This window comes from Enterobacter sp. SCRI0065 (assembly GCF_059766475.1).
The window spans coordinates 200,453-218,808 of sequence record NZ_JCBAJB010000002.1; the positions used below are offsets into that span (position 1 = coordinate 200,453).

The 18,356-nt window shown below is 48.6% G+C and carries 17 protein-coding genes; 6 read left to right on the forward strand and 11 right to left on the reverse strand.

Annotation, left to right across the window (positions count from 1 at the left end):
• Window positions 1-25 precede the first annotated feature (25 nt).
• Window positions 26-1,213, reverse strand: a complete 1,188-nt coding sequence (gene nupC, locus AC6EMZ_RS06840; protein ID WP_498401691.1) for a nucleoside permease NupC — start codon at window positions 1,211-1,213, stop codon at window positions 26-28.
• A 351-nt stretch (window positions 1,214-1,564) separates the two neighbouring features.
• Here nupC and AC6EMZ_RS06845 point away from each other — a divergent pair, with 351 nt between their 5' ends.
• Window positions 1,565-2,803 carry an Nramp family divalent metal transporter gene (locus AC6EMZ_RS06845; RefSeq protein ID WP_498401692.1) on the forward strand — a complete coding sequence of 413 codons (1,239 nt, stop codon included), beginning with the start codon at window positions 1,565-1,567 and terminating at the stop codon, window positions 2,801-2,803.
• A 43-nt stretch (window positions 2,804-2,846) separates the two neighbouring features.
• On the opposite strand, the gene AC6EMZ_RS06850 is transcribed toward AC6EMZ_RS06845, so the two are convergent.
• Together AC6EMZ_RS06850 and mgrA are read right to left on the reverse strand one after the other, a co-directional pair.
• A complete protein-coding gene (locus AC6EMZ_RS06850; RefSeq protein WP_498401694.1) occupies window positions 2,847-3,191 on the reverse strand; it encodes a DUF2502 domain-containing protein in 345 nt (114 codons plus the stop codon).
• A 126-nt stretch (window positions 3,192-3,317) separates the two neighbouring features.
• Complete coding sequence (gene mgrA, locus AC6EMZ_RS06855; RefSeq protein ID WP_498401696.1) at window positions 3,318-4,316, reverse strand: L-glyceraldehyde 3-phosphate reductase; 999 nt, start codon at window positions 4,314-4,316, stop codon at window positions 3,318-3,320.
• A gap of 184 nt (window positions 4,317-4,500) precedes the next feature.
• On the opposite strand from mgrA, the gene ipdC reads away from it, so the two are divergent.
• The gene (ipdC, locus tag AC6EMZ_RS06860; RefSeq protein WP_498401698.1) at window positions 4,501-6,159 is read left to right on the forward strand and encodes an indolepyruvate decarboxylase; all 1,659 of its coding nucleotides are present in this window, start codon (window positions 4,501-4,503) and stop codon (window positions 6,157-6,159) included.
• On the opposite strand, the gene AC6EMZ_RS06865 is transcribed toward ipdC, so the two are convergent.
• The gene (locus AC6EMZ_RS06865) at window positions 6,160-7,395 is read right to left on the reverse strand and encodes an ion channel protein (protein WP_498401700.1); all 1,236 of its coding nucleotides are present in this window, start codon (window positions 7,393-7,395) and stop codon (window positions 6,160-6,162) included. It lies immediately after the preceding gene.
• A 205-nt stretch (window positions 7,396-7,600) separates the two neighbouring features.
• Between AC6EMZ_RS06865 and glk the strand changes: the two genes are divergently transcribed.
• Complete coding sequence (glk, locus tag AC6EMZ_RS06870) at window positions 7,601-8,566, forward strand: glucokinase (RefSeq protein ID WP_498401702.1); 966 nt, start codon at window positions 7,601-7,603, stop codon at window positions 8,564-8,566.
• A gap of 36 nt (window positions 8,567-8,602) precedes the next feature.
• Here glk and AC6EMZ_RS06875 read toward each other — a convergent pair whose 3' ends face one another.
• Both AC6EMZ_RS06875 and AC6EMZ_RS06880 read right to left on the reverse strand, forming a co-directional pair.
• On the reverse strand, window positions 8,603-9,340 hold the full coding sequence (locus AC6EMZ_RS06875; protein WP_498401703.1) for a LytR/AlgR family response regulator transcription factor: 738 nt from the start codon (window positions 9,338-9,340) through the stop codon (window positions 8,603-8,605).
• A 13-nt stretch (window positions 9,341-9,353) separates the two neighbouring features.
• A complete protein-coding gene (locus tag AC6EMZ_RS06880; protein ID WP_498401705.1) occupies window positions 9,354-11,051 on the reverse strand; it encodes a LytS/YhcK type 5TM receptor domain-containing protein in 1,698 nt (565 codons plus the stop codon).
• A 387-nt stretch (window positions 11,052-11,438) separates the two neighbouring features.
• Between AC6EMZ_RS06880 and alaC the strand changes: the two genes are divergently transcribed.
• Complete coding sequence (gene alaC, locus AC6EMZ_RS06885; RefSeq protein WP_498401706.1) at window positions 11,439-12,665, forward strand: alanine transaminase; 1,227 nt, start codon at window positions 11,439-11,441, stop codon at window positions 12,663-12,665.
• Window positions 12,666-12,736: 71 nt separating this feature from the next.
• Here the strand turns inward: alaC and ypdK are convergent, their stop codons facing one another.
• The 4 genes from ypdK to AC6EMZ_RS06905 form a co-directional block, all read right to left on the reverse strand.
• On the reverse strand, window positions 12,737-12,808 hold the full coding sequence (ypdK, locus tag AC6EMZ_RS06890) for a membrane protein YpdK (RefSeq protein WP_106379800.1): 72 nt from the start codon (window positions 12,806-12,808) through the stop codon (window positions 12,737-12,739).
• 358 nt (window positions 12,809-13,166) lie between these two features.
• A complete protein-coding gene (gene lpxP / locus AC6EMZ_RS06895; protein WP_498402293.1) occupies window positions 13,167-14,087 on the reverse strand; it encodes a kdo(2)-lipid IV(A) palmitoleoyltransferase in 921 nt (306 codons plus the stop codon).
• A 236-nt stretch (window positions 14,088-14,323) separates the two neighbouring features.
• Window positions 14,324-14,698, reverse strand: a complete 375-nt coding sequence (locus AC6EMZ_RS06900) for a hypothetical protein (RefSeq protein WP_498401707.1) — start codon at window positions 14,696-14,698, stop codon at window positions 14,324-14,326.
• Between the two features lie 54 nt (window positions 14,699-14,752).
• On the reverse strand, window positions 14,753-15,292 hold the full coding sequence (locus AC6EMZ_RS06905; protein WP_498401709.1) for a DUF2058 domain-containing protein: 540 nt from the start codon (window positions 15,290-15,292) through the stop codon (window positions 14,753-14,755).
• Window positions 15,293-15,642: 350 nt separating this feature from the next.
• On the opposite strand from AC6EMZ_RS06905, the gene AC6EMZ_RS06910 reads away from it, so the two are divergent.
• A complete protein-coding gene (locus AC6EMZ_RS06910; protein WP_498401711.1) occupies window positions 15,643-16,491 on the forward strand; it encodes a DUF6387 family protein in 849 nt (282 codons plus the stop codon).
• A gap of 1,070 nt (window positions 16,492-17,561) precedes the next feature.
• Window positions 17,562-17,981 carry a hypothetical protein gene (locus AC6EMZ_RS06915; RefSeq protein ID WP_498401712.1) on the forward strand — a complete coding sequence of 140 codons (420 nt, stop codon included), beginning with the start codon at window positions 17,562-17,564 and terminating at the stop codon, window positions 17,979-17,981.
• Between the two features lie 50 nt (window positions 17,982-18,031).
• On the opposite strand, the gene AC6EMZ_RS06920 is transcribed toward AC6EMZ_RS06915, so the two are convergent.
• Entirely contained in the window at window positions 18,032-18,349 is a 318-nt protein-coding gene (locus tag AC6EMZ_RS06920) for a cell wall-binding protein (RefSeq protein ID WP_349077954.1), read from the reverse strand.
• Window positions 18,350-18,356 lie beyond the last annotated feature (7 nt).

Below are 18,356 nucleotides of genomic sequence, written 5' to 3' on the forward strand. Positions count from 1 at the left end.
AACCTCGCTCTCGGTTTTTCTTTGATTACAGTACCAGTGCGGCGATAGACGCGGACAGCACGCTCACCAGAGTCGAACCGTAAACCAGTTTCAGGCCGAAACGTGAAACCACGTTACCCTGTTCTTCGTTCAGACCTTTAATCGCACCAGCGATGATGCCGATGGAAGAGAAGTTGGCGAATGACACCAGGAAGACGGAAATAATACCTTCAGCGCGCGGAGAGAGCGTGCTGGCAATTTTCTGCAGATCCATCATTGCAACAAATTCGTTAGAAACCAGTTTGGTCGCCATGATGCTGCCAACCTGCAACGCTTCGTGAGCCGGAACACCCATTACCCATGCAATCGGATAGAAGATGTAGCCCAGAATGCCCTGGAAGGAGATACCCAGAACGGCAGCGAACAAGGCGTTCAATGCAGCAATCAGCGCGATGAAACCAATCAGCATGGCGGCAACGATAACGGCAACTTTGAAGCCTGCCAGAATGTATTCACCCAGCATTTCGAAGAAACTTTGTCCTTCGTGCAGGTTAGACATCTGGATGTTTTCTTCGTCAGCGTCAACGCGGTACGGGTTGATCAGCGACAGAACAATAAAGGTGCTGAACATGTTCAGTACCAGCGCGGCGACCACGTATTTTGGTTCCAGCATAGTCATGTACGCGCCCACGATTGACATGGAAACGGTAGACATTGCGGTAGCCGCCATGGTGTACATGCGGTTGCGTGACATTTTGCCGAGGATATCTTTATACGCGATAAAGTTCTCAGACTGGCCCAGAATCAGGGAGCTGACTGCGTTGAAGGATTCCAGTTTACCCATGCCGTTGACTTTAGATAACAGGAAGCCGATAGCGCGGATAACCACTGGCAGAACGCGGATGTGCTGCAAAATACCGATCAGCGCAGAGATAAAGACGATTGGGCAAAGCACTTTCAGGAAGAAGAATGCCAGACCTTGATCGTTCATATTACCAAAGACAAAGTTGGTCCCTTCATTAGCGAATCCGAGCAGTTTTTCGAACATCTCGGAAAAGCCTTTTACAAAGCCCAGGCCCACGTTGGAGTTAAGGAAGAACCACGCGAGTAAAACTTCAATAACAAGCAGCTGTATAACGTAGCGAATGCGAATGTTTTTGCGGTCAGTGCTGACCAGCAGTGCAAGTATAGTAACGACAACAAGTGCCAGTATAAAATGAAGGACGCGGTCCATATTTGCTCCAAATATGAGGCAGGTTTAATTTTCATGCACATTCTATGCAACAGGCACAAAGAAAACGAGATCAAGAACACACTATAGTTACATCCTGTGACGAATCTCAAAAATAGTGATCGGTAATACATTTTTGTTATGTTGTGTAAATGAGTGAAAAGTTACGTTTGTGTGCTACGCTTCACAAAAGACTGCGCGATTTCCTCGCCCGTCACAGCCCGTTCACATCGTTCGCCCTTCAATCGTTCTTTGCTATCAGAGAAATCACTTTAAACCATCTAAATGATCTTGATAATCATTCTCATTTTGATAGCATAAAACATAGCAAAGGCTATATTTCCAGAGGCAGAGATGACAAACAGTCGCGTAGAGAGTAGCAGTGGTAAAGCAGCGCGCAAGCTGAGGTTTGCATTAATGGGACCTGCGTTCATTGCTGCCATTGGCTATATCGACCCGGGTAATTTTGCGACCAATATTCAGGCCGGAGCCAGCTTCGGCTATAAACTGCTGTGGGTAGTGGTGTGGGCAAACATGATGGCGATGCTCATACAGGTCCTTTCTGCAAAGCTCGGAATCGCCACCGGGAAAAACCTGGCAGAGCAAATCCGCGATCATTACCCGCGCCCGGTCGTCTGGTTTTACTGGGTACAGGCCGAGATCATCGCAATGGCGACCGATTTGGCAGAATTCATTGGCGCCGCCATTGGCTTCAAACTGATTCTGGGCGTATCCCTGCTACAGGGCGCAGTGCTAACCGGGATTGCCACCTTCCTGATATTAATGTTGCAACGTCGCGGACAAAAACCGCTGGAGCTGGTGATTGGCGGTCTGCTGCTGTTCGTCGCGGCGGCTTATATTGTTGAACTGATTTTCTCGCAGCCAAACTTAGTGCAACTCAGTAAAGGCATGGTCATCCCCAGCCTGCCGACGTCAGAAGCGGTATTTCTTGCCGCGGGTGTACTGGGCGCAACGATCATGCCACATGTTATTTATCTTCACTCGTCCCTGACGCAGCACGCGCATGAAGGTTCCCGGCAGGAGCGTTATTCCGCGACAAAATGGGACGTTGGGATTGCGATGACCATCGCAGGATTCGTAAACCTGACAATGATGGCGACTGCGGCGGCGGCCTTTCATTTTAACGGCCATACCGGTGTTGCCGATCTTGACCAGGCCTACCTGACGTTAGAACCTTTACTTAGCCATGCGGCGGCGACCATCTTTGGTCTGAGTCTGGTGGCGGCCGGACTGTCTTCTACCGTAGTCGGTACGCTGGCAGGGCAGGTGGTGATGCAAGGATTCGTGCGCTTCCACATTCCGCTGTGGGTGCGCCGCGCCGTCACGATGCTTCCATCGTTTATTGTGATTCTGATGGGTCTTGATCCCACTCGTATTCTGGTGATGAGTCAGGTGCTGCTGAGCTTTGGTATTGCGCTGGCTCTGGTACCGCTACTGATCTTTACCAGCAACCACGCCTTGATGGGCGATTTGGTGAATACCACGCTTGTGAAACGTATCGGATGGCTGATCGTGGTCCTGGTGGTAGCACTGAATCTTTGGTTATTGATCGGGACGATATTAGGGTTATAAAGCCGTAACGGAAGAAAGGAGCCTGTTGGCTCCTTTCTTATTATTAATGGTGGTGCCCGTGTCCATGCCCACGTCCGTGACCCCGAGGTGGACCACGGCGGTCGTCACGATCGCTCCAGCCTTCGCGATAGCCTCGTTCATACGCTTTGCGGTTATCCCATCCACGATGGCGACCATTTTCATGTCTCGACCAGCGGTCATTTCGCCATTCATAGTTACGATGCCAATAGCCGCGGTCGCGCCAGCCGCCGCCGTCCCAGTAGTTGCCTGAATTATCACGATCGCCAATATGTAATTTTACTGATGGCAACAGGGTGATTTCGCCCGCATTAGCGACCAGCGGAGCGGTAGCCAGTAATACTGCTGCAAGAATCAGTGACCTGAACATTGTTACTCTCCTTCACGATCGGGGCCTTATCTGGCCTGTTAACGCAATATTACGGGGCCGTAAAGCCCCGTATAATCGCCTCAACTCCTAATTCATGAAGGGGAGCACGTTTTGCTAAAAATGATTTTATTTTGAGCTGTTCAGTATTGATTCGATGCTGCTGAGTTCGTCGGCAGTAAAATGGCAATTCGCCAGCATTCCTACGGCATCCTCAATTTGCGCGGTCTTGCTCGCGCCGATCAGAACCGAGGTCACGGTCTGATGACGTAATATCCAGGCCAGCGCCATTTGTGACAACTTTTGGCCTCTGCTCTCGGCGAGTGCGTTTAACTGTCGCACTTTCACCAGCTTCTCGTCGCTGACCTGGTCAGCATTCAGGAAGCGGCTTCCACTGGCCGCACGGGAGTCAGCGGGAATGCCGTTCAAATAACGATCGGTGAGTTGTCCCCCAGCCAGCGGCGAGAAGGGAATACAGCCCACACCTTTCTCCTGTAGCACTGACAGTAATCCCTCTTCTGGGGCGCGTTCGAACATGGAATATTTTGGCTGGTGGATAAGGCATGGTGTACCGAGCTCCTCGAGGATGTCGATCGCCTGGCGTGCCAGCTCGGCCGGATAATTTGACAGGCCCACATACAAGGCCTTCCCCTGACGCACAACGTGGTCGAGGGCTTTCATTGTCTCTCTTAGCGGCGTTTCCGGATCGGGACGGTGGTGGTAGAAGATATCCACATATTCAAGCCCCATACGTTTAAGGCTCTGATCAAGGCTGGCAATCAGATATTTACGCGATCCCCAGTCCCCGTAAGGGCCGTCCCACATGGTGTAGCCCGCTTTGGTCGAGATGATCAGTTCATCGCGATAAGGCTTAAAATCTTCCTGGAAAATGCGCCCAAAATGACTCTCAGCAGAACCCGGAGGTGGGCCATAGTTGTTAGCGAGATCGAAGTGCGTAATACCGAGCTCAAACGCGTGCTGTAAAAGCTGACGACTGTTGTCAACGAGCGTGGTGTCACCAAAGTTATGCCACAGCCCGAGCGAAATCGCGGGCAGTTTGAGTCCGCTCCTGCCGCAACGGCGATACTGCATTGACTCATAACGCGTTTTGTCCGCCTGAAAAACCATGTTTTTACCCTCTGACGAAAAAAGATGCCACCCATGTATACGCTTACACTACGGCTCAGAAAATCAGATTACTACGCCATATTTTGTAAAGCATTCTTTCCATAGCCTTCTTGCCGCTATTCCTGGACAGTCATCACGCTTCTTCAATACTCAAGGTGAGGTCAATGCCAGAAGGATACCTGCTATGCGAACCCCGTATTGTGTCGCCGATTACCTGCTTGAGCGTCTCTCGCAGTGTGGCGCGGAACATCTGTTTGGTGTACCGGGCGATTACAACCTGCAATTTCTCGACCATGTTATTGATAGCCCGGATATTCGTTGGGTTGGGTGCGCCAATGAATTAAATGCGGCCTATGCCGCCGATGGCTATGCCCGTTGCAAGGGGGTTGCCGCGCTATTGACGACCTTTGGGGTAGGGGAACTGAGTGCCATGAACGGTATCGCGGGGAGTTTCGCGGAGTACCTTCCCGTGCTTCATATCGTAGGCGCACCGTCCAGCGTCTCACAGCGTAAAGGTGAGCTGCTTCATCACACGCTGGGCGATGGTGAGTTTCACCATTTCTATCATATGAGCAAACCAATAACCTCGGCGCAGGCCATTCTTACCGAGCAAAATGCCTGCCATGAAATCGATCGCGTTTTGTTGGTGATGATGCGTGAGCGCCGTCCTTGCTACTTGATGCTGCCCGCTGATGTGGCAAAAAAACCAGCAACTCCCCCTGTAAACGCTCTCATCACAACCGCTGACCCAGCGGATAACGCCTGTCTGACTGCTTTTCGCGAGGCAGTCGAAACGCGCCTCACTGGCAGCCAGCGGATGGCGTTGCTCGCTGATTTTTTGGTGCTGCGCTATGGGCTGAAAGATGCGTTACAAAAGTGGGTAGAAGCGTCACCGATGGCGCATGCGACCATGCTCATGGGCAAAGGCATTTTTGATGAGCGACTTCCGGGTTTCTACGGTACGTACCATGGTGCAGCAAGCGATGAGCGTGTCAGAAGTGCTATTGAAGACGCTGATGTGGTGATTTGTGTAGGCACGCGTTTTACCGATACGCTCACCGCCGGCTTTACCCATCAGTTAACGGCAGCACAAACCATTGAAATCCAGCCTCATGCCGCGCGTGTAGGCGAACGTTGGTTTACCGATATCCCGATGGCTCAGGCAGTAGACGTTCTCGCCGCGCTGTGTCAGCGCCAAAGTGCGGCACAAGCACTACCCGTGCGTCAGGCTGCGCTTTCACATGAGACTCACGAAGGTGCCTTGACTCAGGATAACTTCTGGCAAACGCTGCAAACGTTTATTCGACCGGGCGATATCATTCTTGCCGATCAGGGAACCGCTGCGTTTGGTGCCAGCGCGCTGCGTTTGCCTGCGGAGGTGAATTTTATTGTCCAGCCGCTGTGGGGCTCGATTGGCTTCACGCTGGCAGCCGCATTCGGTGCGCAAACGGCGTGTCCAGACCGTCGGGTGATTGTGCTAACCGGCGACGGTGCGGCGCAACTGACGATTCAGGAGATGGGGTCGATGCTGCGGGATAATCAGCATCCCGTTATTCTGGTACTGAACAATGAGGGCTATACCGTCGAGCGGGCTATTCACGGGGCAACACAACGCTACAACGACATTGCTCTGTGGAACTGGACCCAGATCCCGCATGCGCTCAGCCAGAACGCGCAGGCGGAATGCTGGCGGGTTAGTGAAACGGTACAGCTTGCTGAGGTGCTGGAGAAAGTCGCCCACAGTGAACGGCTATCGCTGATTGAGGTGATGTTGCCCAGAGATGATATCCCTCCTCTGTTGAGCGCCATCACCAAAGCCCTGGAAGCGCGAAACAGCCTTTAATCACTTATCGTTTCGCCAGGCCATCAGCATCGGTTTGCCCGCCAGCAGGAGCCAGGCGGGCAGCATGACGATGCACAGCAGCGGGAGCAGATTAGTGTCGGGCACAACCACTGCCGCCATAAACAGGCTCAGCCATGCGTCGCGCGTCACCACAAGCACCAGCCCCAAAATCGAACAGGAAATAGTGATCGCTGCCGGAACCGCATTAACGTGCTCGTGCAGCATTAATCCTAACGCCACGCCAATAAACACCGCAGGGAAAATGCGTCCGCCGCGAAAACCGCACGCCGCCGCGACCACAACTGCCGCCAGTTTGACAACGGCGAAAAGCAAATAGTCTGAGACGGTAAACACCTGACTAAAGGCCATCTGCTGCATCTCGTCCAGGCCTTTAAATAAGGTTATCGATCCGCCGATAGCCCCCAGAATACCCAATACAAAACCACCCGCGCCGAGAATCAGTACCGGGTGCTTTAGTTTATGCATCAGGCGATGCATACGCGGCAGGCACCAGACGGCAACCATCCCTAAAGCGATGGCAATAGCGGCGACAATCGCGCCGCTAAAGATATCGGCCAGATGCATCTGACCGTAGTGGTCAATAGGCAGCGAAAAGTGGGGATGGAAAAACAGGCTGGTGGTTAAGGAGCCGGCAGCAGCGGCCATCAGCGGGGCGAAAAGGCGATCCCACAGCGGCACATCATTATCACCGCTCAGCGTTTGAGAAAATATCAGGGCGGCAGCAACCGGCGTGCCGAACAGTGCACCGATAGTGCCGGCAGAAGCCAGAATGGTCCAGTCCAGCGCACTGACGCGCGGTAAAATTCGTGAGCCGAGATACACGGCGAGGGCTATATTAACCGCCATTATAGGATGCTCAGGACCGAGACTCACGCCACCCGCCAGGGCGATAATCAGAGCGAGAATAAGACCAGGCAATGCCATTGGGTTTACGGGCGCGCCAATCAGCGGTTCCAGTGCCGGATCGGGGCCAGCATGTCCAGGGCTAAAGCGAATCACCAGTCCCACTGCGACTCCGGTGAACGTCAGCATCAGGATAATCCACGCTGGTGAATCAAAGGGAATGCCGAGCTGCGACGGAAGCGACGTCCACAGGAGGGATTGCAGCACCGACGCGATTTTCATCACGGCGATTAACACCAGGCTCGATGCAACGCCAATCATTAATGCCGGTGGCGCTAAAAGCAGCATGGTTCTGGCTCGCGGATGGAGCATGATGATTTCCTTGTACAAAACGGTCTAACGTTACTTTGCACATTCAGCCAGGCGGCAATAGTGCAAAAGGTGCTGAAACGGTAAAGTTATTCTGTGACGAAGATCGATAATCCTGGGCCACCCGCATTCAGGTCGTTGTTGTTATGTCGCCTTGAATTTACAGTGTCCCAAAGATTTATTCTGACTTTAGCGGAGCAGTAGAAGAATGACAAAGTATGCTTTGGTAGGCGATGTTGGCGGCACGAACGCGCGACTCGCATTATGTGATATTGATACCGGCGAAATCTCCCAGGCGAAGGCCTATTCAGGGCTGGATTTTCCCAGTCTTGAAGCGGTGGTTCGCGTGTATCTGGACGAGCATAAGGTCAGCGTAGAAGATGGCTGTATCGCCATTGCCTGCCCGATTACCGGCGACTGGGTGGCAATGACCAACCACACCTGGGCGTTCTCGATTGCCGAAATGAAAAAGAGCCTCGGTTTTGCGCATCTTGAAATCATCAATGATTTCACTGCGGTTTCAATGGCCATCCCCATGCTCAAACCTGAGCATCTGATCCAGTTCGGTGGCGCTGAGCCGGTAGAAGGCAAACCTATCGCCGTATACGGTGCGGGCACCGGGCTTGGAGTCTCGCATCTGGTCCACGTTGATAAACGTTGGGTCAGTTTGCCGGGAGAGGGCGGCCACGTCGATTTTGCGCCAAATAGCGAAGAAGAAGGCATTATTCTCCATGAGCTGCGCAAAGAACTCGGCCATGTCTCTGCCGAGCGCGTGCTGTCTGGCCCGGGCCTGGTCTATCTTTACCGTGCGATCGTGAAATCAGACGGTCGCCTGCCGGAAAATCTGCAACCTAAAGACGTCACCGAACGTGCGCTGGCGGACAGCTGCACTGACTGTCGTCGTGCACTTTCACTGTTCTGCGTCATCATGGGGCGTTTCGGTGGCAACCTGGCGCTAAATCTTGGCACGTTTGGCGGCGTGTTTATTGCGGGCGGGATTGTGCCACGTTTTCTGGAGTTCTTTAAGGCGTCCGGTTTTCGCGGCGGCTTTGAAGATAAAGGCCGTTTTAAAGCCTACGTGCAGGATATTCCTGTCTATCTGATCGTGCACGATAACCCTGGACTGCTGGGATCGGGCGCGCATCTGCGCCAGACGCTGGGCCAATTCCTGTAAACTGATGTTCCCCTCTCAACCGAGAGGGGAACTCTGCTAAAGATGCATCAACTGCCTGAATTCTTTCACCTTGCTACGACTCACCGGCACCTGAAACTCAAGATCCTTCAGACGTAAAATGTAGGTGTTGTTAAACCAGGGTTCGATCTCACGAATCTTATTCAGATTGACGCAAAACGAGCGATGGCAGCGGAAAAAGTGCGACGCTGGCAATTTGCTGCAAAACTCGGTGATATTCATCGGCATCACAAAAGATTCGCGGCGGGTATAGACGAACGTCATTTTTTCGTGCGCCTCGGCGTAATAAATATCATCCATTGGCGTCACGATAATGCGTTCATCTTTGATGAGATTGATGGTGTCGTTTTCGCGGATGGCGACGGGAGCGGGGGTTACACCGGGAGGGCTTTGCTGTTGCCAGGCCAGCTCCAGTTTTTGCAGCATGCTGACAATGCGTGATTCCTGATAGGGCTTGAGAATGTAGTCGAAGGCTTCCAGCTCAAACGCTTCAACCGCGTGCTCTTTCCACGCGGTGACAAAGACAATAAACGGCTTGTGGGCAAACTGATTGATATTCTGGGCCAGCAGGACGCCGTCCAGCGACGGAATGTTGATATCCAGAAAAATAGCGTCGACTTTGTTGTGCTGTAAAAACTTCAGCACGTCGAGCCCGTCCTCAAACGTCCCCACGATCTCCATCTGGCTATGTTCTTTGATAAGCCAGCTTAGCTCCTGCTGAGCGAGTATCTCATCTTCCACAATGATGACTTTCATGCATTACTCCAAATCATGGCCACAACAGCGTCTTGGTATGAACGGGTAAACGTTCATGTGGGACGTAAAATGCGATTTCTGTCCCAGGTTCCAGGCGGCGGATATGCAGCCCTTCGCCATACAGCAGCTTCACGCGATGATGTACATTCAATAGGCCAATCTTATTGCCGGGCATTTCGTTTGCTTCAACACGGGCAATCACGTTTGGATCGATACCGTGGCCGGTATCTCGTACGGCGATGTGCACGCGATTACCGCTTTCTGTAATGCTAATCGTGACCACGCCTTTGCCCTTGCAGGGCTGAATTCCATGCACGATCGCGTTTTCAACCAACGGCTGAATCAACAGACTGGGGATCGCGCAGTGGACCTCTTCATCAATATCGTAGATGACCGTTAGCTTGTCGCCAAAGCGGGCCTGCTCAATAGCGATATAGTCTTTAATCTGATACAGCTCTTTTTTGATATCGATCTGCTCGTCGTCTTTCAGCTCGATGTTGTAGCGTAGATAACGCGACAGGTTGTAAATCAACTGCCTGGCGGTGTCTGGATTCATTCGGATAGAGGAAGAAATGGCATTCAGGGCATTGAAGAGAAAATGGGGATTGATCTTACTTTGCAATGCCCGCAGCTCAGCCTTATTTGCCATCTCACGCAACTGCTCGGCGCGCGATACTTCGAGCTGGGTGGAGATAATCTGCGAGAGCCCAATCGCCATCTCCTGCAGCGACGAGGTTATCTGGTGCGCATGACAGTAATAAATTTTGAGCGTACCGGTGACAATCCCTTTTTCCCATAATGGGATCACCAGCATGGAGTGGATCTCCGGGGTACGATGCGCCTCATCGTTGTTCTTAATGATAATTTTGCCGTAGTTGATTGCCTGACGGGTAGTAGGGCTAACGGCGTCGTCGTTATCGCGATAGTTATGTTCACCCACACCGACATAGGCCAGTACGTGATCGATGTTGGTGATAGCGACGGCGTCGGCGTGAATATCGCGGCAAATAATATCGCAGACCTGACGCAGTGATTCAGCGTTGACCTGACGAAACAACGGCAACGTTTTGTTGGCAATATCCAGCGCCAGCTTAGCCTGTCGCGCAGCGCTGGCCTCTTTTTCACCTTCAACGCTTTGCACCAGCAGCACGATAAACCCGATACAGACGCTACCCAAAATCATCGGGATGCCAATTTTAGAGACAATATCCAGCCCGAGGTCGGTGGTAGGTGCCCAGGCCACCACGAGAATCATCGTTAGCGTTTCGCACAACATGCCCGCCGCAATGCCTGCTTTCCAGTGCTGTTTTTTAGGGAACTTGCGGTTAATCCACCCAGAAAGTACACCGGCAATGATGCTGGTGATAAAGCAGGGGATAGCCGTTACGCCACCAATATCAATCAAATAACGATGCGTTCCGGCAATAATACCGGTAATGATCCCCACCCATGGGCCAAATAAAATACCGCCCGCCATCACCGCGATAATACGCACGTTGACCAGTGAGCCTTCGACCGGCACGCCGGACCAGGTGCTGAACAAGGCAAACATCGAAAAGATGGCGGTAACGGCCAGCAGCTCTTTTGGCGAGTGTGCAGATTTGTGTAATAGCTCGCGAAAAAGCCGGATGCGTATCAGGAAAAACAGACAAATCAGCATGAGCGCCGCGCGATCAAATACCGCCAACAGCATAGTGAATATTTCGTGCACGAGTAAACCTGGGAAAACGGGAAAAAACTATGATAGAAAACCTGACGCCTAATGACCAGACATCACTCTTTTTTATCAAATGAGGAAAAACCATAATCTTCAAAGGGGATTGGCGTCGAATGACTTATCGATATTGCCTTTATCTTACAGTGAGTTCAGTTGTGTAAATCAGGTGATATCAATACGTTATCCCTGTGTATCATTAAACTCGCTATTAAGGATCTTACTTCCGCTTTTATAGGAAAATGCGTTCCCGTTTTACGGCGAAAATTATTTTTGCGTATGGCTCTCGACAGCACGATTTTATTCAGGTTATTTTCTAAACACGCCACTATCGTGGCAGCGTCGCTCGGACGGTCCGGGCGCTAACGTGACTCTGAGGAATCTATGGCTGATAACAGTCCTGAACGCCGTTTTACGCGTATCGATCGTCTCCCCCCTTATGTTTTTAATATCACTGCTGAACTGAAAATGGCTGCGCGTCGGCGCGGCGAAGACATTATCGATTTCAGCATGGGTAACCCCGACGGCCCTACGCCGCCGCATATCGTCGAAAAATTGTGTACCGTTGCTCAACGCCCGGATACCCACGGTTATTCCACGTCGCGCGGTATTCCGCGACTGCGCCGTGCCATTTCTCGCTGGTATCAGGATCGTTACCAGATTGACATCGATCCCGAAAGCGAAGCGATCGTCACCATCGGCTCGAAAGAAGGGCTGGCGCACCTGATGCTGGCTACGCTGGATCACGGTGATACCGTGCTGGTGCCAAATCCCAGCTATCCGATTCATATCTATGGTGCGGTCATCGCCGGGGCGCAGGTGCGTTCCGTGCCGCTGGTGGAAGGCGTCGATTTCTTTAACGAACTTGAACGCGCGATCCGTGAGAGCTACCCGAAGCCGAAAATGATGATTCTCGGCTTCCCGTCGAATCCGACCGCGCAGTGCGTTGAACTGGAATTCTTCGAGAAGGTCGTCGCTCTGGCAAAGCAATACGATATCCTGGTGGTACACGATCTCGCGTACGCCGATATTGTTTATGATGGCTGGAAGGCACCATCAATCATGCAGGTGCCTGGTGCGCGCGACGTGGCCGTCGAGTTCTTCACACTGTCTAAAAGCTATAACATGGCAGGCTGGCGTATCGGGTTTATGGTCGGTAACAAAACTCTGGTTAACGCGCTGGCGCGTATTAAGAGCTATCACGATTACGGTACTTTCACGCCGCTACAGGTGGCTGCTATTGCCGCGCTGGAAGGCGATCAGCAGTGCGTGCATGACATTGCTGCACAGTACAAACGTCGTCGTGACGTACTGGTAAAAGGCCTGCATGAGGCGGGCTGGATGGTTGAAATACCAAAGGCATCAATGTACGTCTGGGCCAAAATCCCTGAACAATATGCCGCGATGGGCTCACTGGAGTTCGCTAAAAAACTCCTGCAGGATGCGAAGGTGTGCGTCTCGCCAGGCATAGGTTTTGGTGATTATGGCGATACTCACGTACGGTTTGCGTTGATTGAAAACAGCGATCGTATTCGCCAGGCGGTGAGGGGCATCAAAGGGATGTTCCGCGCCGATGGGCTGCTGCCATCTGGCAAAACCCATAGCGACTAGCTATCGCGCGGTTATCGACATAAAAAAACAGGAGCCTGATGGCTCCTGTTTTTTTGAATGCATTTCTTTGCTCAGATCATCAGGGCAAAGGTTCCGGCCCAGACAAAAACAATCACCGAAATGCCCATAAAGAAATATTTCACGTTTCGTCGCTCCGCGCATCTTTGGATACGCCTTGAATAACAGAGTCCAACTGAGTATAGAGAGTTGAAATCAGGCTAAATCGGAAATAAGAATTATCCCGCGATGCCAGTGACTCCAGCTCAGAATTCTGTGCCTTCCTGTTGCCAGACGGCGCTAATGTACGCCTAATTATAAGGGGTGACAAGCGGCATTTTTTTAAATACTTTCCGACACTTAGGAGTGTCGTGGAACGGCGACAGATTGATTTCGCGGAGCAATAAATTCGTATTGGGCGACGAGAAAAATAATCAATAAATGTGATGAATGACAGGTGATTGAAAAGGTTAGTTTCTTGGCGAAACTAACCTTATTGGAGGGCTAATTATAGAGAGAGGATTCGCCGTCAGGGCGTGTTTTAAACCGGCGGTGAACCCACAAATACTGCTCAGGCGCGCGCATGATTTCGTTTTCAATCACTTTGTTAATGTAGGCTGCGGCCTCGGTTTCATCCTGCGGATAATTTTGCAGTTCTGGCGAGATGAATAGGCGATAACCTGAGTTGTCTGCCTTTCGAATCATCGTGACGGTGAGCATCGGTGAGCCGGACAGCCGCGAAATGACGAACGTGCCGTTGGTGGTGGCGACATCTTTAACCGCGAAGAACGGGGCAAAGCTGCTGCCTTTACGCCCGTAATCCTGATCGGGCGCGAACCAGACCGCCTCACCCTTTTTCAGGGCGCTAACCAAACCGCGCAGGTTGTTCCGGCTGATCATCTCTTTGTTTGAACGCAGACGCCCGCGCGTTTGTACCCATTCCATCAACTGGTTATTGTGCGGACGGTAGGTAGCCATCATGGGCTGACATAACCCCATCACACGCCCCCCCAGTTCCAGCGACATAAAATGAACGCCGATAACCATGACGCCGCGATTTTTTGCCTGGACGTGCTTTAGATTGTCCAGACCTTCGACATCAAACCATTTACGAACCCGCTCGTCGGGCCAAAACCAGGCTATGCCGGTTTCCAGCAGCGCCATGCCGATGGATTTAAAATTATCAGCAATGATTTTTTCGCGCTGCGCTGAATCGTAATGAGGGAAACACAGCTCAAGGTTTCTGCGAGCGATGGATTCACGGCGCTTGAGGAAGCGGCGTGATGCACTACCTAAACTCGAACCCAGAACGCGAATTGCCGGATAAGGCAATTGAACCAGTACCCAGAGCAGGCCAAGACCAAACCACGTTAACCAGTAACGTGGATGAAGAAATGCACGTTGGAATTTGCATTGAGACAAAATAGTGAACCTATGTAAAGCCTGAGAAGGTAGCGCTTACTTCGCGTTACAGCATGCTAATGTAGACCGAATTTCAGGACGTTGGTTTCAGACCTTACCGATTTTTACGGCGTAAATAACCCCTGCCGAAGTAAGGTGGGATGCGTAATGTAGCACTGTTGCACACGCTCTGCTATGACTAGTTTTCTGATAAAAAACGAGACGTTAAACGGCGTCTTTACTGGGGAATTGCGTCGTGTCTATGAAGCCGTTTGGGCTTTATGAAAACGCGGTAAATCGATAATCTCGTAGGTAAACGTGTCTTTCAAATAACAGCGGTCAGGCGTATCGCTGTCTGCATAAATCATAAAATATTCCTGAGTCTCTTCAAACTCGACAAGGTTATCGCCATTTTTAAATCGGGTAACCAGAAACGGCGTATTATCTTTGGTGTGAGCCTTTTTCACCCCCGACGCAATCTGAAAACGATCGCCCCATTTCATGGTGCTGAGCTGGTATTTAAAACTGGAGATGGTCATATTCTTGCGCAGTGAACAGGAGAGCTTAATCGCTGTTGCGGCAAAAGAAGGGGAGCTGAATAACGTGATTAGGCTAATCAGTAATACAATTTTCATGAACATCTCCATCGGTGTTGTGGCAAGAACCCGGCCGGCACCGGGACATTTTACCTACCACATCAAATCATCTGGCACGATAAAATCGGCATACGGATCTTCTTCGTCCTGCGCTTCCTGGCTCAGTTCGCTACTAACGACAATATAACTCGCGTCACGCTGGGCAATTTTATTGGCGACATTGGCGGGGATAATCGCGTATTCGTTTTCGCTGCTGTCATTGGTCACCAGACGAGCAATGGCGAGACGACCATTAATCAACTGCGACTGCACCAGCTTGTCGACATACACTTTTTTGATCAGATTGCCGTCAGTGAAGTTGTAGCCAATATCGCCTTTTGAAACGACGATCCGGTTCATTTCAATCAGCTGCTTAATCTGAGCTTTATACTCTTTAGATAACGACGCTTGTTTTTGCTGTTCGTTTAACTGCTTGTCACGTTCCTGCTGCGCCTGCTTATTGACCTCAACCGCCTCTCTTGCCTCACGAGCCTGAACGCGTGATTTTTTTGCCGTTCTTTGCACTTTTGCCAGCTTCTTGTTGCTGACTAATCCCGCTTTGAGCATCTGCTCTTGTAACGTTAGTTTTGTCATGTTCGTTTCTGAAATCCATCAAATGTTATGCCGGATTATACCGTTAATCGACGAGGCTGTGCCAGTTTACGGGGGTAAAGACTGAGAAATGGCTGGGGTTAATTGTAGGATAATGAGAGGTGGGACTGATTCGACGTGACATGGTGTCCCCTGCAGGAATCGAACGTATAAACATTTTCATGATTTAAAAGAGAATTTTTATAAATGGTCATATTCATTCCAACAATAATACCAACGGTTGAATTATAGTTTTTTGTGTCATGTGACTGCATAAAAAACAGCAAGTTAATGACCAAAATCTAACTGTTAGTATACTACCAGACAATCGCTACTCACAGTGGAGTGTGGAGATGAAAAACTGGTCATTTGAAGAGACCAAAGCTGTTAAGACTTGGCTCAATATAGATACCTACCGAAAATTTGAAGAGTTTTCATTGTATCGTCTTTATCTGGAACTGTGCGCGAGAGCTCTTTTCTTTAAATCAAATCGGGATAATCATGAAAATGAAGCCATGGTGAGCTATTGCCAAAAAATTTTCAGTGGAGAACCGTTTTTAGTAAGGGAAGAACAATCCGGCTGCATTACAACAAATGAGCTTTATCTACCATCACATCTCTTGCTCACAACCACTGAAAGGATTGCCCAACTGTGCTCTGTCTCAATTCAACGAAGTCTGTTTTCTTTGGAAGAAGAGGGTGAGCATGGGATTAATAAAGAAAGCTACGGGCATCCTGTAGCTGAGCTTATGCCAGATCAGTTTCCCCAAACAGTGATGTTAGAGATTGATCTGGCAAGTGGAACTGATGAAGCGATAACAGAAGCGCTTAGAGCAGTGCTACCACATTGGAGAAGCATAAAGGGAATTGATCCTAATCCAATCGATTCTATACGCTTTGGTCATGGCACCATTAAAAAAATTGTCAACTATCGGCTAATTCCATTGCTGGATATTCTATTGTGGGCAAATATAAACAAAGTACGAGTGTCCGATGATCGTCTCTCAGGACTGCTTTACACAGATGCTGACTATGAAAGCGCTACAAGACATCATTATCAGATTAAGGACACTGACAGACCTCTGGCATTAAAAGCAATGACGAATGCGTTTTTAGTCCAATTTAATCTTTTTATCAATAAAAACAGCCATTTGAAAAACATGAAAGTTTCGGATGTGATAAAAATCCCCACTTCTGATTAGCATTAAAATCTATTTTGACTTTCTTGTAAGGGAGCTGGTGTTCCCTTATAACGAAATCCGCTGTTCCTATATTCTTTCCACTCCCACAGTGATCTTTTTGAAATAACTTAAGAGAAATTAAATTTTCCGCAATTGATAGATTTTAAATTTTAAAGCCTTTTTATTACGACTGATTAAAATTAATTGCCGATAGAGAAATATTACTTTGGTATCGTGAGGTTTTATTTTTATTTCCGCATTGACATTAAACTTATAACTGTTATTTAAAATATATATACAAGGTGATTGTTTATATTTCACCTGTGGGCAAAGTGTTATTACTTATAATTAAGAGTTGTGAAAAAAACGATGTAATTAATGCTTAATGCTCACTAAACAATAATATTAGCCCTATGTATTGGTGAGCGAATTGTGGAAATAGTGTGTTTGTCCGATTTGTTTGATTATTGTGAGTAAAGACGGGGAGTGCAGCATATTACTCACCCCGAAGCACTGCTCTAAGTCGTTGGTTATCAGTCAGGTAGGCTATGTGAAAGCCCGGCCATTAAACGGGGATAGACTGAAGCAATTTCGATATGAGCGGATCTCGTGGGGGCTGTAGGGTGTCGCATATTGGAAACGATATGTAGCTCTATGACGAGACGGCCGTTAGTGGTCTGGGTTGAAGAACCATAGATTCGGGTTAGTGCCACTCCTAAAATATTCTTTCTTTTAAGAATTTTTAGGAGAGGCGAAGCCTGGGTTGAAGCAATTCGAAACACCCCAAGACATGATATTACGAAGATAAAGCAAGAAAATATTTTAAAGAAAAAAGAAAAAAGAAAAAAGAAAAAGATGTTAACAAATAACAAACTTAAAAATTTTTTTAAGTAAATATGTTTTTTAAAATAAAGAGTTTTAATCATGGTTTCTTTAAAACATTTAAATGGGCCGGATGAATATAAAAGGAAATTTTAAGCAATATTTGCAAAGGCTGTAAATAATTAATGGATTTTATATATTGACATTATCCGTTGTTATGTTAGTTATTAAATAAGGCAAGGGATGATTTTATGCAAGGATGCAATTACATGGATAATTATATTGAAACACTAACCAGAGAAGAGAAATTAATAGTCATTATTGATCAGTATATTACCAAAGCATACAACCCTGAAGATACTATGTATACTCATAAGTTATATTTGATTTTTGTCGGTTATCACTTGAAATACTTCTATCCGACATCTCAGTATTGCCGTTCTACTAATAATGTCGATAATATTATGCAGATGTTTTTTGCGGTATTTAAAAATTTGAAAGGTGACTTCATAAAAAGCTTACATCATAAAGATATTTTGTTATTCCAGTTCAATGCTCTCGTCAATTATATCGAAGAAAATCAGGGCAGATTAGAACAGATCTATGTGGAATTAAAAGCACAGTATGAATTTAAAGAGATTAGTAGTCGCGTCACAACTGTATGTAAGCAAAAAAGATCAAGGTTGTGATGCTTCTATCAAAAAGCTCCCGTATGGGAACTTTTTTGAAAAATAAATATTTAGTTTCCGATTATTTTCCATCCGTCATCAGTTTTTAATAATTTAAGAGAGGTGATTCTGTTTTTATCGTTAATTACTATTTCGGTGTTACATTTATAACTCTTATCTGATTCTTTTATACAATCAATTTTCTTAACAGAATTTAGCGTTCTAAGCATTTCTTGGGGAGCGTTTGGATTAATAGATTTAATTTCAGAATTGCCGTGTTCTATAGATGTATTTAAAACATTAAATATATCTTGATCTGAGGGTTCACTATCGCAACCAGACAGAATGAAAGAAGAAAGTATTATGGCAACAAATGTATATTTTTTCATTTTATTT

What these genes read in the sequence shown, in the direction of transcription:
- AC6EMZ_RS06920 (WP_349077954.1), bottom strand. Translation starts at nt 18,349, where the DNA reads ATGAAAAAATATACATTTGTTGCCATAATACTTTCTTCTTTCATTCTG.
- AC6EMZ_RS06850 (WP_498401694.1), bottom strand. Translation starts at nt 3,191, where the DNA reads ATGTTCAGGTCACTGATTCTTGCAGCAGTATTACTGGCTACCGCTCCG.
- glk (WP_498401702.1), top strand. Translation starts at nt 7,601, where the DNA reads ATGACAAAGTATGCTTTGGTAGGCGATGTTGGCGGCACGAACGCGCGA.
- AC6EMZ_RS06875 (WP_498401703.1), bottom strand. Translation starts at nt 9,340, where the DNA reads ATGAAAGTCATCATTGTGGAAGATGAGATACTCGCTCAGCAGGAGCTA.
- alaC (WP_498401706.1), top strand. Translation starts at nt 11,439, where the DNA reads ATGGCTGATAACAGTCCTGAACGCCGTTTTACGCGTATCGATCGTCTC.
- ipdC (WP_498401698.1), top strand. Translation starts at nt 4,501, where the DNA reads ATGCGAACCCCGTATTGTGTCGCCGATTACCTGCTTGAGCGTCTCTCG.
- mgrA (WP_498401696.1), bottom strand. Translation starts at nt 4,316, where the DNA reads ATGGTTTTTCAGGCGGACAAAACGCGTTATGAGTCAATGCAGTATCGC.
- AC6EMZ_RS06905 (WP_498401709.1), bottom strand. Translation starts at nt 15,292, where the DNA reads ATGACAAAACTAACGTTACAAGAGCAGATGCTCAAAGCGGGATTAGTC.
- AC6EMZ_RS06910 (WP_498401711.1), top strand. Translation starts at nt 15,643, where the DNA reads ATGAAAAACTGGTCATTTGAAGAGACCAAAGCTGTTAAGACTTGGCTC.
- AC6EMZ_RS06845 (WP_498401692.1), top strand. Translation starts at nt 1,565, where the DNA reads ATGACAAACAGTCGCGTAGAGAGTAGCAGTGGTAAAGCAGCGCGCAAG.
- nupC (WP_498401691.1), bottom strand. Translation starts at nt 1,213, where the DNA reads ATGGACCGCGTCCTTCATTTTATACTGGCACTTGTTGTCGTTACTATA.
- AC6EMZ_RS06900 (WP_498401707.1), bottom strand. Translation starts at nt 14,698, where the DNA reads ATGAAAATTGTATTACTGATTAGCCTAATCACGTTATTCAGCTCCCCT.
- AC6EMZ_RS06865 (WP_498401700.1), bottom strand. Translation starts at nt 7,395, where the DNA reads ATGCTCCATCCGCGAGCCAGAACCATGCTGCTTTTAGCGCCACCGGCA.
- AC6EMZ_RS06915 (WP_498401712.1), top strand. Translation starts at nt 17,562, where the DNA reads ATGGATAATTATATTGAAACACTAACCAGAGAAGAGAAATTAATAGTC.